The organism is Gramella sp. Hel_I_59 (assembly GCF_006714895.1).
In the GTDB taxonomy this organism is placed as follows: Bacteria; Bacteroidota; Bacteroidia; order Flavobacteriales; family Flavobacteriaceae; genus Christiangramia.
Genome location: NZ_VFME01000001.1, coordinates 546,236 through 562,723, shown reverse-complemented (window position 1 = coordinate 562,723; position 16,488 = coordinate 546,236). Strand labels below are relative to the sequence as shown.

Here is a 16,488-nt window from a genome sequence, read left to right as displayed (position 1 = left end):
AATATAGCTGAATTTTATGGAAAAATGAAGGAGAACTTTGCCAATAAATAGTACAATTCTGAATCAGTATCTTGGTTTCCATTTCCAATTACTCTTCGGTGCAAATAACTCTGGGCTGAAGTAGATGTCGCTAATGAGGTCAAGAAATTTATTGCTTTTGAGAAGCCCACCACAATGTTCGGGTTCAATAGCAATGGTAAATCCTTTTATTCGTTCAAAAATCCACTTGATTAAAGGATTATTTTTGTCGAGCATGGTTCTTATCGCATCATCTTTCAAATAAGTAAACTTGAATGAACCGTCGCTCAAGCCATTTTTGACTGAAAAGAAATCCAAATCAATACCGAAAAACACAGATGTTTCGGTAGAGTTCAAAAGTGCATCTTGAAGCGATTGGTAGGTTTTAAATTTTTTGATGGTATGCTTATTACCGTAGCTATCTTGAAGCACTTCATCTTCCCAAGTGTCTCGACCCATTTCTTGCCGACAATGCACATAAATATCACCAATCAAATTAAGGTGTGCGGCACATAGAATATGACCATCGTTGTTTCCAGCCAATTTCGCCCAAGAAAAAACCGAAACGTCAGCGTCACTTGATAAATCAAGAGCTTCGAGCCATTCTTTTTCTGTTTCGCAGGTATAACACAAATCTTGATGCCAATCCAATGAAACTAGACAAGGTGGATTATCTCTTTCATTTTTGCGCATCCATTTGTTCCAGTAAAAGAATGCGTAGCGATGTTCTGGAAATAGGGCAAGCTCAATAGATTCAGATTTATTAAAAGGATGTTCCAATATTTGTCGTAGAGCACCTGGTGGTTCTATGTGGTGTGGGTTTCTAAAATCAATCATTAGCTTCTTGCTTTGGCACTAATTTTTCTATATCAGACAATTCATTTACGATTCCCTGTTCTTCCATAGAATTTTCGATATTAATTTGAATAACATTGGCTTGTACTTTCCATACGATTTCAGTCATAAAAGCTATGGTTAGTTGAACCTTCAAATTTTTTGTAAAATCAGTTCCAGATTTATTCCATTTTTCTCTTTGTTCTATATTATTTTCATCTGTAAGGTCAATTAGTGAAGCATAAACCTTTCTGTTATCATCTAATATTCCGAGATGATGTTGCTTTTGTTCTTCTATATCAAGATTCCTATGTTTCATTATAGGTAAATCAGACTTTGGTAGAACAAAAATTACATTTTTAAGTCCAGTAGACGGTATTCTTATAATTTTACTTTCAATTTTTTCAAAATCCTTAATTCCATAGATATTAAGATTCATTGCCACTATAATATCTTTCTCAAAATCTAAATCTAGATTAATTATTCCTTTAACTAAGTCATCTTTTCTAAGCAGATATCTTCGTTTTTTAGCAGATAAGAAGGTATTTGGAATGTAATAGTTAATATTTTGATATACTATTTGCTGTGACAAAATAGTGTCAGCATTCATATGGGGAATATCTCCAGTCGTGAATGCTGATTTTTGAAATAGATCCATCAACCCATTGACACTATAAGATATAGTGGGTTCTTTTGAAAAACTTTCATTGGCATTTTTAATTACGTCAAATTTTTGAAATGCTTCTACAATACTTATTTCTGAATTTATGTAGAACTCATTTTCTTTTTCCTTGTCAATATTAGCATTGAGTCTAGTCTCATCAATGGCGACTTTAAGTGATTCTTCTAACGTATCTAGAAATCGACTGGCTTCTGTTTTTAATTTCTTCTTTTTCATTTTAGAGAGTATTTAAGAGCTCCTTGTTCTTCAAAACTTTTTTAAGACAAAATCTAAAATATCCAACAGATTCTTGCCATTTTAGTAACTCCAAAACTTCTGCTGTAGGTAATGTAGGTTGTTCAAGGTCGTGTCGATTATTTTGCTCTAGGTGCAATTTCATCTGCCTTAAAAAAAGTAGTGCTATGTACTGGCAGATGTAGTAAGTAACTTGCCGTCTATTTCCTAGGTTATCTAATCCTGGAAATGGATATGCTAAGTCTATTGGGTAATATCCTCTTCCAAATTCATCTTTGAAACTACTGAACCAAGCAAATATTTCGGTTGTATATTGAGGTAACAAAACATAATTTGGCGGCTGTCGCTGTGTATATGTCAATAATGTTTTAAGAGCATCATAATTTTTCTGATAGACTAAAAGTCCACCCATTGCCAAATGAAATTCAAAAAATCGTTTACGCTCACTATCTCTTATGTCTATTTGTGATTGATTGTCGTACGTTCTACTTTCAAAATCATAATTATTTCCATAGACACGTTTTAATCCAAAATCATAGTATTGATGAGCTGTACCCCAATATTGACGTACGAAGCCAGCATTTGTTGATATAAGAACTACGTTTCTCCACAGTTCTTTATAGGTTTCTTGTGAAATGGGTGTCTCAAAGACTCCGTGCCCCATAAACCAAACACCACTTACAGCAAAATGCTCAAGGCTCCTTAAATCGTCATTCTTTCCTTTAGATACTTCTCTAATTATCTCTCTTATTCCTTGATGAAATTCGTGATTAAAATCCACTCTAAAATTCTCAAAACCTTCTGGTCTATCGTCTTCACGAGGTATTAAGAAATTGGCACGGGTATTATTAAATTCTTCTGTGTAAAATGTAAGTAAAGTTTCTTCTAAACCCTTGTCCTGAGTTTTTATAGCAAATATTGCGAGCTCATTAATAATTTTAAAATAATACTCGTCCTCGTCAGGCTCATCAAAATCTTTGTATTTGGAAATAATGTAAGTGAGAATACGAGTAGATTTACCGTTATACAAAGAAACTTTATCGAGCCAAATTATAAATATGATTACTAAGACAAATGTCAATAGCAGAACTAAAAGTTTGGCAGAGTTCTGCATTACATATACGTCTTCCCAAAAAAGAGGTTTTAAATTCAGGATTAGTAAAATGAAGGAACCAATAGTGAAGAATAGAACCCATTCGAAAATTGTTATTCTTCTTGACCTACCTGGTAAACGCCCTAAGAACTTAGTCTGTGGGAATTCATTTTCAAAAGCATTGGCTAAGTAATTTGATGAAAATTTATGTCCTATGTTTGAAATTTTATCAATAATGATTGGGTAGGCAATACCCAGAATAGCAATATCAATTGCGACGCATATTTCCACAATATTTTTCAACTCCATATTATTCAGCTATTAATTCCACAGCCTTAAACCAATAATAAAATATTGATTTATCTGGCTGTCTTTTTAGTTTATTTATAAACGCCCAATCTGAGTTTTCAATATTAAGCTCGCTTATGTCTTGTTCTTCGTAGTACTCGATTTCTGTTATCTTATCTTGTAACAAAATAGCGTTTAAATAAGCTACTCTGGCCGAAGCTGCAAGTGCTTCTTCTATTCTGAAATTTCCTGCCATTAAAAACGAGCTACCGAAACTTCGTATACCCGAATTCAAATCGGCAAACTTCTTTTTTGAGTCTGCTGTTGGGTTACGTTCCCTCTTAGCGATAATGGCACACGTATTTATGGCATCCAAAAGCACATCTGTTTCAGTTAGATTTCTTTTGTTGAACTCTTCGTTAGAACTCCGATATGATAGTTCCGCTTTCGCGAAAGCGGAAAAACTAGCTTTAACTATTTTCATATCTGTAATATCCTCGAACAACTTGCCTAAATCGAACAATTGCTTACAAATTTCCATTGTAAACAATCCATCGCCCTTGTAATATGGAATACCGACTGTTTCTGGCGCAAATGCAGTAAGCTTGTCGCCACATATTGCATTTACGGAAGGCGTGGTAATTGAAGTTATAGGCTCAACAACTGATATCCAAGAAATATCAACTGCAGACTCTATAAGCTCTGGATAGTGTGCGCTGTCAAAAAGAATATCTAGCAGAATCGTTCCAGGAACGTTCGGGTTATAAACCGAATCAAATTCAAAAGTATAATGTGCCTTTGGGACGCCTTCTTTATAACTGCGTCGCTCGTTTAAAGTGTGGCTTTTAAAATGTGAATTGGCAACAACAGCATCAAGGATCGTTTCCAGTGGTTCACGCTCTACACTCGAAATTATATCGATATCTATTGAAAACCGATTGCCTTCTCTAAGTAAAAGTACGAGTGATGTACCGCCTTTAAAGACAAAATCAAGTCCTGCTAACTTTAGATGCTCTAACAAGGAAAGGGCGTGAACCATTTTTTCTAATATGGTCACATTAATACTTTTATGCTCTTTTTTTGTCCGGAAGTCATCCAGCCATTCTTTTGTAAAACTTACTTTTTCAATCATTGATGATGTCCTCTAAAATATTCGGTATGTGGTTATTCATAAATTGTTTTATTTCTAGCTCTTTTTTACGCCTTTTCGCATAACTAAAGAGTTTTGTGAAATTAATACTGTATCGTTCTAGTATCTGTTCATAGATATTGATAAGTTCAGAACCTTGGTAAAAATGAAACAGGTTTTCATCAGCAAACAAGTCCACCATTATCTTTTCAAGTGTGGCGACAGGAACTGTATTTTTTTTGTCTCTCAGCTTACTTATTGGCGCCCTTGTGACAAGACGCTTTATAACTACTGGTACTGTACTTTCTGAAATGTAAAACTCTATTTCCTTTTCACCTGGATTCAAGAAAAAATCCATTCGCAAAGAATCATTGAGATAATAATAAAGTGATTCTGTAAATTCCTTTTCCACTTCCACAATAATCATTTGATTGGATGTTTGGTGCTGTGTAAATTCGTTAAGCCATTGATTTTCCCAAACACAATATGTGATATCCGTATATCTATCATTTGTTTTCCTAACTAGTTTCAGCGTAATTTCACTTAGGTTAGGTTTGTATTTCGGTTTATAGGAAATCACGTAAAGTCCACGTCCAATAGTCTTGATAATATCCTTTTTCTTCAAGTCATATATTCGCCAACTAAAAGTGCTTTCCTTCAAGTCTGGCTCATAGTCCGAATAGAACTGAAATAGCTCGTCCCTATCAAACGAACTACGTCCTTTAAATGCTTCTATAAGCCTATTTTCTATTACTTTTGGCATAACTGTCGTATTAAAACTTTGCCAAATATACAAAATAGTGGTAAATATTTGAAATCTAATATTTGCCACTATGCAGATGAAGTGGTAATTATTGGAAATGGTTAATTTAAACTTTTATTAGGATATCAACTAAAGTTGTTGCTTGAAGAATTATTAAAAGCGGACTTAACTTAAAAGAGGTAGATTAGAAATGAAGTGTTCTGCGTTTTTAATTCAGGATTAACTCAATAAAAATCGGAAGCTTTGAAGTTGTGTCTAAGAATTTTGTAAGTACGCTTTTTTTCCTGAATATAACTTTTCGCCAAATGCATTGCAATGGGTTGAGTGGACTATGAAATCCAAATCTTATTAAAATTAGATTAGAAAAATAGAATGTATTAGCATTTGATATAGAAACGTATCAATTTGAAGTGGGTAAGAGAAACCTTGAAATGTTGTACCTATGTTGTACCCACACCATAAAAAAAGGCTCCACATTTCTGTGAAGCCTTGTCTTTGCTAGTAGCGGGAACTGGACTCGAACCAGTGACCTTCGGGTTATGAGCCCGACGAGCTACCTACTGCTCTATCCCGCGCTATTGGACGGCAAATATAAGACGTTTTTTAGTTTCTAACCAAACTTTTTTTAAAAATTATATTGAAATCCATTGGAGACTATCCAGCCTATCTTTGACATCATAAGTCCTCACCTCTACATTCAGAAATATATCACTCACATTCACAGCATTTTGGAACCACGAACTATCTGTCACGATAGCTATTTTACCGAAAAGATCTGCGTTGGAATATTTAAATTTTATTCCTTTTAGAAGTGCATTAAAACTAATTTCATGACCTTTTTCAAGCTCTAAATAAACATTGACCTTATCGTATTGATCAAAACGAGCTTTGATCTCTAGAATTACATCGTCTAAAACCTCATCTGTAAGATCTGAGTTGATAATAATTCCGATCACATGACCTGGAAGATCGAAAGTTGCTAACATGGTTGATGGTGTAGGGTTAGCTACTAAGATAGATTAAAATGACTTCGGTTTTGTTAAGCGAAGAGGTTTTATTGCTCAATTGGCTGAGCTTCGAACATCTGCAGTTCGTTCGATTCAAATTCTACATGAAACTCTATAGGGTTGCAACAGGTCTCGCAATCCTCGATATAAGTTTGTTTTCGCACAGAAGGATCCAGAAGTACAGAGACTTCTTCCCAGCAGTAAGGACATTGAAAGAAATGTTCGTACATAACTAGAGATTTACATTCAGTAATTGACCGGTCAACTGCAAAACTTGTAGCTCTGCGAGTTTCGCATCATACTTAGCAAGATTGAGACTGGTTCTGGCATCTAATAGATTGATCTGTGCCTGCCTGAATTCTATAGAAGAAATCCTTCCGAGTTTATATTGCTCTTCAGATCGATTAAAGTTATTCAGGTTCGTTTCAACATTCTCTTCCTGCACCTTCAGAATAAACAGCTTGTTTCGATAATTTCCGAGGGAATTCGCGATATCCCGTTGAACCTGACTGATTAATTGTTCTTTCTGAATTTCCTGATTCTGATATCTTATTTTAGAGTTTCTAACCTGAATATTTCTAAAACCTCCATCAAACAAATCCCAGCGTAAACTTACTCCAGCCGCAAGTCCATCTGTAGTCGTCGTACTACCTGGAAAGAAGGCCGTTGCAGCACTTCGGTTCAAATTCCAGCCATATGATCCAGTAAGGTCTATAGAAGGCAAATATCCGCTTTTATTGATCTTGATATCGTAGTCACTAATTTCCAGACTTCGCTCGATTTGCAACAATGAAACATTATTGATTTCAGCTTCAGTAATAAAACTATCCAGCTCAAGGTCACTGATAAAAGTCACTGTAGTATCTACAGAAAATTCATTCGCAGTAATTTCTCTATTCAGAAGTACATTTAGATCCCGCTTGGTATTTTTGAGTAATTGTTCAGTCTCGATTAAAGAAATACTATCGTTGTTCACGTCTACCCTCGCATTTAGAACCACAAGATTGTTTGCCTGTCCATATTCAAATTGATATTGAGCACGGGTTACACGATTTTGGGAAATCTCCAATGTCTCCTCAAGAACATTGATGTTTTCTGAAAGTCTGGCGACTTCATAATACACGCTCATGATCTGGAGAATGGTATTTTCTATAGTTTCTCGGGCTTCTAGTTGAGAGAGATCATACTGCTCCTGAAGACTTTTATAATTATACAAACGTCCCAGGCCGTCAAACAAGGTGTATCCTAAATTTATAGAAGCATTATAACGGTTACTTTCAATCCCGCGCTGATCTACCGTTTCACCATTCTCAGGTTCGGTAACACGATCATTCAGATCGTAATTCGCTCCGGCGAGTCCTGTAAGTGTCGGCAAATAGCCAGAGTTCAGAATATTCTGATTGTTATCGGCAATTTCGACATTATTCTCAGCGATTCTTATTCCAAAGTTCTCATCCAAAGCTCTGGAAATAACTTCCTGCTTAGTGAGCAGGCTATCCTGCGCAACACAACCAACACTCCAAAAAAGTGCGATCAAAAAACTAAGGATAAATTTTCTTAATCTCATTCGAAATTATTTATTCTGAAGTTCAATTATCTTCTAGTAAATCTGATTCTTATTCGCCTCATCGATCTCGCTCTGTCGTTCATCTTCGTCATTCTTCTCCTTGATCGCTCTCTCCACAGATTCCCGACTCACCTTATTCCCGGTTTTCAACCACTTCGCTCTTGCTTTACCTGAATTGGTAATAGAAAGCAACAATGGCAACACCAGTAAAGTTAAGAAGGTTGCTACAAAAATTCCGTAGGCGATAGAAATTGCCATAGGCTTTAAGAATTGCGCCTGTCTGCTTTTTTCTAGAAGTAATGGTGCAATACCTGCAATGGTAGTTAGAGACGTAAGGAAAATAGCTCTAAATCGCGACTTCCCAGCTTCAATAAGTGCTTTCTCGAAGCGCATGCCTTCCCGCAAATAGGAATTGAACTTCCCAATAAGCACAAGTCCATCATTTACCATAATTCCCACCAGTGCAATAATCCCAAGTAAGGAAAGAATATTTACAGGGAAACCATGAATATAATGTCCCCAGGCTACTCCAATAATACTGAATGGAATCATGATCATTAGCAATAATGGCTGACTATAACTTCTGAAGGTAAATGCGATCACCGCATAGATCAGAAATAATATGATAGGGAAAACTTTTTCCGCAGATTTAGTCAGTTTTTCTGCTTCCCGATTCTGTCCCTCATAGGAAACAGATACACTAGGATATTTTGACAATATATCCGGAAGTACATTCTCTCCAATATTAGCAATAGCATCTGTAGAACTGGCGTCCGGATCATCCATATCCGCCTCCACTCTAATTTCGCGAAGTCCTTCCAGATGACTGATGGATTCTGTCCCACGTCTAATTTCATAAGTAGCTATTTCTCCAAAAGGCACTCGGTTTCCATCTGGAGTTACAATGCGCATATCATCAAGATCATTGATAGATTCTCGATTCTCGCGATCGTAACGAACCCAGACTCTTATTTCATCCTGCCCACGTTGAAATCTCTGTGCCTGTAATCCAAAGAATCCTGCACGCACCTGGCTCATAACCTCCCTAAGATTCAACCCTAAAGCATAGGCATTCTCATTAAGATCTATCGTGATCTCCTTGATCCCATCTGGATCTGTATCTGTTACATCCTTAAGCGTGGAATTCTCTTCCATCGCCTCTTTAAGTTCTTCTTTAGCAAGCTCAAGTTCTTCCAAGTTATTTCCTAGAAGGGATACAGAAACCGGCTTTCCACCAAAGTTTCCACCGCTACCAAAGGTTAAACGCTCCACTCCGTAAACCTGTCCTACTTCATCTCGAATTGCATTGGTAATTTCAGGCGAACCAAAATCACGTTCTTCTCCCGGTAACAAATTCACTCGTAATGAAGCTTTATTATTACCCGGTCCAACTCTACGAACAATATTTTTAACGACCGACTTATTTCCTGTCTGGCGTTCTGTGAAGTCTTTGTTCACTCTCCAAGCAGCATCCTCGACCATGGAAATAATACTGTCTGTCTTCTTAGGATTCGTTCCTTCTGGCATCAATAGATCTATACTTACCCGGTCGCTGGCGATGCTTGGAAATAAAGTAACGTTCACTACGCCACCCATTACAGAGCCTACAGTCAATATAAATAGTGTGATCAGGATAGAGAGACTTAGAAACCTGTGTGCGACTGTAGCACGAATTACAGGTTCGTATAGCTTATCCCGTAGATAAGCCATCAATTGATCCCCATATTTATTAATGATCCTTAGTTTCAGAAATAATCTCGAAAGGCCTTTCTTCTTTTTCTGTTCTTCTTCAGTTTCCCGAACTAAAGCCTTTGAATGAGCAATATGCGCTGGTAGTATAATTAACGCTTCTACCAAAGAAACAACTAAAGTCAAAATTACTACCGTACTAACTTCGCCAAAGAACTCTCCAATTCGGCTATCTAAGAACAGGAATGTGGAAAAGGCTAAAATTGTGGTAATGATTGCGGAAAGAATCGGTGGCAGCACTTCCATCGTTCCATCAATGGCTGCCTGCACCGGCTTTTTACCTCTTTCGTAATGCTGATAGATATTTTCAGAAATAACGATCCCATCATCTACCAGGATCCCGATCACGATGATCATCCCGAATAATGAGAGAACGTTGATAGTTACTCCAAATCCTGCGGCAAATATGAACATTCCAAGAAAGGAAATAGGAAGTCCGAAAGCTACCCAGAATGCCAGCCTGGTATTCAGAAAAAATGAGAGAAAAAGAAGAACTAAAATGATCCCGACCGCTCCATTCTCAATTAGCAGTTGCGTTCTTTGATTTAGCGTGATACTACGGTCATCTTCCACGATGATCTTTAGCGTATCATTTTTCTCGTTAAATTCTTCTACATAATTACGCACCTTTTCTGCAGCAGATATAAGATCCTCATTATTCGTAGTAGAAATATTGACGCTTACCGCGATCTGTCCATTAATATAAGATGCATTGGGAGTTTCTGAAAACCTGTCTCGAATGGTTGCCACATCTTCCAGAGTAACGGTCGTCCCATCGGCTTGTGACTTTACTACCAGCTTATTCAATTCCTTTCCGTAGTAGGAACGGTTATCTGCACGAATCAGGAAGTCTTCTTCCTGTGTTTTAATACTACCACCTGTGGTAAGTATATTGGCCTGTGCAACAGCCTGGGCTACTTCAGTAAAAGTAATATTGAAGGCCAGCAGGTCATTTTCGTCAACTGCTATTTCAATTTCTTCTTCAGGAAATCCGGACAGTTCAATTTGAGAAAGACCGTCCATTGCTCTTAGATCATATTCGATCTGCCTTCCTATTTGCTTTAAAGTTGCAAGGTCTACTCCTTCACCGCTAACAAAAAAGTCAAAAGTTTCACGGATATTTTCCTGTTTCGCGACCACCAATGGCTCCATCCCCGATGGAAAATTGGGAACTCTATCCACTGCGTTCTTCACTTCGGAAAGCATCACATCAATATCTTCGTCTGAATCTATTTCTACTGTGATACTCCCGCCGTTCTCTCTTGAAACTGAAGTTACCCGGTCTACTCCAACCAGGCCTTTCAGGTTATCCTCAATTTTAAGAACTATTCCTTCCTCAATTTCTTCAGGCGCTGCTCCGGGATAGGTGACATTTATGTTTATGATCTCAGATTCGATCAATGGGAAAAAAGAAGATTGCATTCGCAACATTCCCACAACTCCAAATATTACAAATGCGATGATCATTACATTCACCGCAACGTGGTACTTTATAAAGTAACTTATGATACCTCTCATTGTACCTTGCTTTCAGAATTTGAATTAGAACTAGCTGCGGTATCTGCTGTGTTACTTTCTTCAGCGATCTTTACCGGCATCCCATTGTATGCTCCGGATACCTGTCTGGTTATAATTACTTCACCATCTGGCACACCCTTGATCACCACTTTACGATCTGAAAAATATACTGGCTGCACTTCCATAGTTTTCAATACAGAATCACGAATGGTAAAAATTTCATTCCGGTCGTTTACCAGGCTTCGATCAATTTCGATAGCATTCTCCTCATTTCTTGCATCCAGGTTGGCCTGCATGTACATGCCTTCTTTCAATCCTTCGGCAGCCACTTCAATAAAAACGTTTACGGTTTGTGTGGCCTGATCAATTCTGGCGTTAATTCGGCTTACTTTTCCTTCGTAAGTTCTATTACCACTATTATCGGTAAGACTCACTTTTTCATCAACCTGTAAGAGATCTGCGTACTGTTTTCCTATTGAAACCTGAAGTTCATAAACCTCGGGATCTATGAATTCCCCCAGTTTCTGTCCGTTTCGAATCAAAGTTCCCTCGGTAACCAGTGCTTCGGTTAGAACTCCGTTAAATGGCGCAGTGATTCTGTATTTTACCAGTCGCTGCTCAAGATTTTTTATATTGAAATATGCGGAATTAATTCCACGACCGCTTATAAAATAACGCTCTTTATCATTAGCTGGTTCTGGCAATGGCGGAATAGAGCTGTTTACATCAAGATTATTTAAATAATCCTGCCACTTCGGAAAGATCTCCGGGTAATCCAGTCTAAGATCTGGCATGATCGCCGTGATCTGGTTGTAAAGTTCACTTTTAGCTGATTGTACGCTTGCTTCGTATTCTGCCGCATCGATCTTCAAAAGCGTCTGCCCTCTTTTGTATGCCTGTCCTGCTTTAAAATCCTGAGAACTGTAGCGGAATACACCCTGAACTTCTGCGTAGAGTTCTACCCGATCTTTCGCAACCAGGTTTCCGTTCGCGGGTATCTTTATAGCTATAGAAGAATTTTGAACCGTATCTACAAATACTGTTTTTACGGTCTTCTGAATGTTTGGTTTAGGCTGCTCTTTGCTATCTATGATAGCTTTTGCCCCAAAAATGGCACCTACTATGAGCACGACGCCCAGTAGAGAAAGAATGATCTTGCGTTTATCCATGGTAGTCGTTGGACTCAATTACGTCCCAATAGTTTAATTAAAAAACTGAATTAGCTGATTTCTTCCAGGCTGAATTGAATTTCTTCCCATTCCTTCATCAAATTCTCCAGCTTCTTTTTTGATTCGTTATACTTATTTAAAAAATCTGATCTGGTAATCGTCTTCTCATAATTTTGAGCCAGCTCCTTATCTTTAGACTTAATATCTTTTTCCAGCTTAGTAATCTTTGCTTCTACTTTGCTCAATTGGTTCTTAAGCCTTTTAACCTCTTTCTGATCTTCAAAAGAAGATTGTTTATTCTTAGTTTTATCCTGCTTGTTCTTTCTGCCTTTATCCGACTTCTCAACAGCTCTCATATCCTGCATCTTGCGTTGATCCAGGTAGTAATCCAGATCTCCAAGATACTCTCTGATCTTATGATCACGAAATTCGTAAACTCTACTTGTAAGTCCCTGTAAAAAGTCTCTGTCATGTGAAACGATGATCAGCGTACCTTCAAAATTCTTTAAGGCATCCTTCAGTACGTTTTTGGATTTAATATCCAAGTGATTCGTAGGTTCATCCATTACCAGAACATTGAATGGTTCCAGTAACATCTTACATAAGGCCAGCCTGTTTCTTTCTCCACCGGAAAGTACTTTCACTTTCTTTTCAACTTCATCTCCTCTAAAGAGAAATGCCCCCAGCATATCCCTTACTTTCGTGCGGTTCGTTTCGTTGGAAGCATCTTCCATAGTTTCCAAAACAGTCTTTTCACCATCAAGATATTCGGCCTGGTTCTGGGCGAAATATCCAAGTTGTACATTATGTCCAAGTTTTAAAGTTCCGTCATGTGGTATCTCCCCAATAATGATCTTAGCCAGTGTTGTTTTCCCCTGTCCATTCTGACCTACGAATGCAATCTTACTTTGTCTTTCAATAAGTAGTTCGACATCTTTAAGAACCTGCTTCTCTCCGTAAAACTTCTGAAGATCCTCTGCCTCAATAACAACCTTCCCCGGGGTTACCGAAACTGGAAAATTAACGCTCATTACTGAATTATCATCCTCATCAACTTCAATGCGATCTATTTTATCAAGCCTTTTTATAAGTGACTGAGCCATGGAAGCCTTACTGGCTTTAGCTCTAAATTTATCGATCAGTTTTTCAGTATTCTCAATTTCCTTCTGCTGATTCTTCTGAGCTGCAAGTTGCTGCTCCCGTAGTTCTTTTCTGAATTCTATAAATTCAGAATAAGGCTTTCGGTAATCATAGATGTGTCCTAAAGAAATTTCGATACTTCTATTGGTCACATTATTTAGAAACATTTTATCGTGAGATACCAGCATCACACAACCGGTATAATTATTTAAAAAACTTTCAAGCCAGATGATACTTTCGATATCGAGGTGGTTCGTAGGCTCATCCAGTAGCAAAATATCATTACTCTGTAGAAGAAGTTTAGCGAGTTCAATCCGCATTCTCCATCCACCGGAAAAAGTCTGGGTTAGTTTCTCAAAATCTTCCCGTTGAAACCCAAGTCCCTGCAATACTTTTTCAGTTTCACCTTCATAATTATATCCACCAATGATCTCATATTGGTGAGTGACCTCACTTAGATCTTCGATCAATTGACTATACGAATCACTTTCGTAATCTGTTCTGGTAGCAAGTTGTTCATTGATATGCTCCATTTTGGCTTCCAGCTGCTTGATCTCTGCAAATGCCTGATGAGCTTCATCAATTACAGTTCTGCCCTGTTCAAATTCCAGATCCTGCTTTAAAAAACCAATTCTAAGTTCTTTATCCTTAGCGATCTGCCCGGTATCATATTCCTGTTCTCCAGAAATGATCTTTAACATGGTGGATTTCCCAGCTCCGTTCTTTCCAATAAGACCTACACGGTCCCCTGCACCTAGTCTAAAACTTACCTCTTTAAAGAGATATTCACCCTGGAACGATACTGATAAATTATGAATATTGAGCATTTTGTAACTATTGTAACTTTAGAATTCGTGCAAAGATGCTTAAATTTGAATTGCAAAAAAAACGATCATTATGCTTAAAGGAACTAAAGTTTATAGTATTGTCACCGGCACCTGTCCTGTGTGTCAGGAAGAAAGCATGTATAAAGAGCAAAACCCCTATAAACTCAATCGGGTTTACGAAATGCACGAACGTTGTAGCAATTGTGGCACGAAGTACAAAATAGAGCCTTCATTTTTTTATGGGGCTATGTATGTAAGCTACGGTTTAGGAATCGCCTTTGCGGTTGCAGCTTTTGTGATTGCGTACGTATTTCTAAATGCTAGCCTTTTAGCTTCCTTTTTCGCGATTGTTGGAACCCTGATTGTGTTTATGCCTGTGATCATGAGATTGTCACGTAATATCTGGATCAACCTGTTTTTCAGCTATAAGAAGAATGCTGGAAAAGCTTAATTCCTTTTAAAATATCTTTTCTGAAACCTGGCAACGTCTATTTCTATTTCTAAAATAGAATTCTCCAGAATATGATCAGCCAATTTCGGTGCTAGATAAGGAGCTATTAGAATCCCACGACTACCAAAACCGTTGAAGCAATACATATTATCAAATTCCGGATGTTTTCCAACTACAGGACGTCTATCTCCCGAAGTAGGACGTATACCTGAGACCTGGTCCACTACCTCATAACTTACATTGATAACCTGGTTTAATGCAGCTTCCAGTTGCTCTCTAGCTTCTGAAGTTGGTTCTGGAGTTTTATCGTGATTATTATAAGTCGCCCCTACTTTATATAGGTCATTCCCCATTGGCATTATAAAAACCGAAGCTTTAATTGCAAAATCAAGTTTAAGTTCCGGGGATTTAATGATGATGTATTCACCCTTATTCCCATGTAATGGAAAATAGTTGAAAAACGGATTCTTTGTCACTCCAAATCCTTCACAGAAAACAATATGCTTTGCTTGTATATCTTTATATACTATACGATCGCCATCCATTTTAATAAGATCGTAATCAAACTTATCAGCTATCAATTGCTGCTTCTTCTGAAGCTGATCTCGATAGGCCTCCAGCATAATTTCAGTATCAATGTTTCCGGTATGCATGACTCGTCCAAATCCATAATCTGTCTCAACTGAAGGATTAGTATTCTTTACCAGTTTTTGATCTAGAAATGGCGCGAGCAATGGTTTATCTGCAGCTACGAACCAGTCATTTTGCTCTTCTATGGAATAAAATCTTCTATAGATATCCCAGTGATGTTTAAAATTCTGCTGTAGTTCCTGTTCCAATTCGGAATAAAAAGGAATAGAAATTTCCATTTGTTCTTTAGCTTTCCATGCGGGTGTAAATCGCTTTAGAATAACTGGATTGAAAATACCTCCTGCTACATACGAGGAGGTTTGGGAGCTGTTATCAAAAACCATAAAGCTCTTACCTCTAAAATCTAGTTCACGACTAATGGCTAGCCCGGCAAGCCCGGCCCCTACAATTATAAAATCTAGCTTATTATTTACCATGAGTTTAAAATAAAAAAAGCGCTCTAAGGAGAGCGCTTTTCAATATTATAAAGTAAAGTTAGTAACTCCACATATCCTGTTCAAAGTTTCGAATCTGCTCCTTGATTCTCTGAGATTCCAGGAGTTGCATAAATGCATTATCTGCGATATACTCGTCGATCTCACGATCACCCTGTACATTATCTTCCTTATAAATCACACCATCAAAACGCCTGGCGTTCAGCAAATGATCAAATGTAATAGTCTGTGCAGTGTTGCCTCCGGTGAATACCTGGGCATCATGAAGAACTTCACGAGCATCTGGATACCATACCCAGAATAACTCAACAAGATCTGTTTGTCCTGAATCTATAAAGTTAACATCTGGTGCTACCGGAGCAATTCCAAGAATTCTATACTTTAATTCCGCGAGACGCTTGTCAAAGTACCAGATTCCACGAACGTGGTACTCTACGATATCTGCAGCTCCAAGATCTCGTCGATCGATGAACTGAGCATCTACCTCTTCACCGGCATTGTACTGCTCAATCCCAAGATCTGTCGTATCAACTTTGGAAATAGTAGCACTAATATCTTTTAAAGTACGTTTCTCAGTAAAGTAAGAATCGGCGTATACATTCTGAATCTTCCCTTGTTTGATCGCTGAAGTAAGCACATCATACAATGATCTTCTGCTAGAACCAATATTATTGGTATCTATTGGATAGTACATTGGGAAGTTCACTCTTTCATCCAAATCAATAATCTCCCAGGTTCCTTTGGACCATAAGATATCACGGTCTCCCACGTACCCATATTCTAAAGGTTTGTCCTCCTGATCTACCATAGCCTGAGCTTGCGATTTCTTCCCAATTTCTTCAGGTTTATTCGCATTCAGGATGTTTGCCTGACCGAAAGAAGAAGCACCCATCATCATCACAAATCCATAAACAAAAATTTCTTTCAAGCTCAT

The 16,488-nt window shown here is 37.7% G+C and carries 14 protein-coding genes and 1 tRNA gene; 1 reads left to right on the top strand and 14 read right to left on the bottom strand.

All coding sequences use genetic code 11. The features are described 5' to 3' along the window. Positions 1-63: 63 nt before the first annotated feature. From JM79_RS02585 to JM79_RS02530, 12 genes are all read right to left on the bottom strand, one after another. A complete protein-coding gene (locus JM79_RS02585; protein WP_141876671.1) occupies positions 64-855 on the bottom strand; it encodes a hypothetical protein in 792 nt (263 codons plus the stop codon). Continuing rightward, positions 848-1,750: a hypothetical protein gene (locus JM79_RS02580; RefSeq protein ID WP_141876670.1), complete on the bottom strand. Its 903-nt coding sequence runs from the start codon at positions 1,748-1,750 to the stop codon at positions 848-850. Before JM79_RS02580 ends, JM79_RS02585 begins: the two co-directional genes overlap by 8 nt. 1 nt (position 1,751) lies before the next feature. Next, complete coding sequence (locus JM79_RS02575; RefSeq protein WP_185739448.1) at positions 1,752-3,170, bottom strand: hypothetical protein; 1,419 nt, start codon at positions 3,168-3,170, stop codon at positions 1,752-1,754. A gap of 1 nt (position 3,171) precedes the next feature. Beyond that, positions 3,172-4,281 (bottom strand): nucleotidyl transferase AbiEii/AbiGii toxin family protein, encoded by a 1,110-nt coding sequence (locus JM79_RS02570; RefSeq protein WP_141876668.1) that lies wholly within the window; start codon positions 4,279-4,281, stop codon positions 3,172-3,174. Continuing rightward, entirely contained in the window at positions 4,274-5,041 is a 768-nt protein-coding gene (locus JM79_RS02565; protein WP_141876667.1) for a DUF6577 family protein, read from the bottom strand. The genes JM79_RS02570 and JM79_RS02565 overlap by 8 nt, the downstream gene beginning before the upstream one ends. Positions 5,042-5,543: 502 nt before the next feature. Beyond that, positions 5,544-5,616: transfer RNA gene (locus tag JM79_RS02560), tRNA-Met, on the bottom strand. 57 nt (positions 5,617-5,673) lie between these two features. Further along, entirely contained in the window at positions 5,674-6,027 is a 354-nt protein-coding gene (locus JM79_RS02555; protein WP_141876666.1) for an STAS/SEC14 domain-containing protein, read from the bottom strand. 68 nt (positions 6,028-6,095) lie between these two features. Beyond that, a complete protein-coding gene (locus tag JM79_RS02550) occupies positions 6,096-6,278 on the bottom strand; it encodes a CPXCG motif-containing cysteine-rich protein (protein ID WP_141876665.1) in 183 nt (60 codons plus the stop codon). Between the two features lie 2 nt (positions 6,279-6,280). Next, a complete protein-coding gene (locus JM79_RS02545; RefSeq protein ID WP_141876664.1) occupies positions 6,281-7,615 on the bottom strand; it encodes a TolC family protein in 1,335 nt (444 codons plus the stop codon). Positions 7,616-7,648: 33 nt separating this feature from the next. Continuing rightward, positions 7,649-10,882 carry an efflux RND transporter permease subunit gene (locus tag JM79_RS02540; RefSeq protein ID WP_141876663.1) on the bottom strand — a complete coding sequence of 1,078 codons (3,234 nt, stop codon included), beginning with the start codon at positions 10,880-10,882 and terminating at the stop codon, positions 7,649-7,651. After that, entirely contained in the window at positions 10,879-12,051 is a 1,173-nt protein-coding gene (locus JM79_RS02535) for an efflux RND transporter periplasmic adaptor subunit (RefSeq protein ID WP_141879159.1), read from the bottom strand. The genes JM79_RS02540 and JM79_RS02535 overlap by 4 nt, the downstream gene beginning before the upstream one ends. A 50-nt stretch (positions 12,052-12,101) precedes the next feature. Further along, the gene (locus JM79_RS02530) at positions 12,102-14,018 is read right to left on the bottom strand and encodes an ABC-F family ATP-binding cassette domain-containing protein (protein WP_141876662.1); all 1,917 of its coding nucleotides are present in this window, start codon (positions 14,016-14,018) and stop codon (positions 12,102-12,104) included. Positions 14,019-14,085: 67 nt separating this feature from the next. Between JM79_RS02530 and JM79_RS02525 the strand changes: the two genes are divergently transcribed. Then, positions 14,086-14,469 (top strand): DUF983 domain-containing protein, encoded by a 384-nt coding sequence (locus JM79_RS02525; RefSeq protein ID WP_141876661.1) that lies wholly within the window; start codon positions 14,086-14,088, stop codon positions 14,467-14,469. On the opposite strand, the gene JM79_RS02520 is transcribed toward JM79_RS02525, so the two are convergent. Together JM79_RS02520 and gldN are read right to left on the bottom strand one after the other, a co-directional pair. Continuing rightward, positions 14,466-15,536 carry an FAD-dependent oxidoreductase gene (locus JM79_RS02520; RefSeq protein WP_141876660.1) on the bottom strand — a complete coding sequence of 357 codons (1,071 nt, stop codon included), beginning with the start codon at positions 15,534-15,536 and terminating at the stop codon, positions 14,466-14,468. The genes JM79_RS02525 and JM79_RS02520 overlap by 4 nt on opposite strands. A 58-nt stretch (positions 15,537-15,594) precedes the next feature. Continuing rightward, complete coding sequence (gene gldN, locus JM79_RS02515) at positions 15,595-16,488, bottom strand: gliding motility protein GldN (RefSeq protein WP_141876659.1); 894 nt, start codon at positions 16,486-16,488, stop codon at positions 15,595-15,597.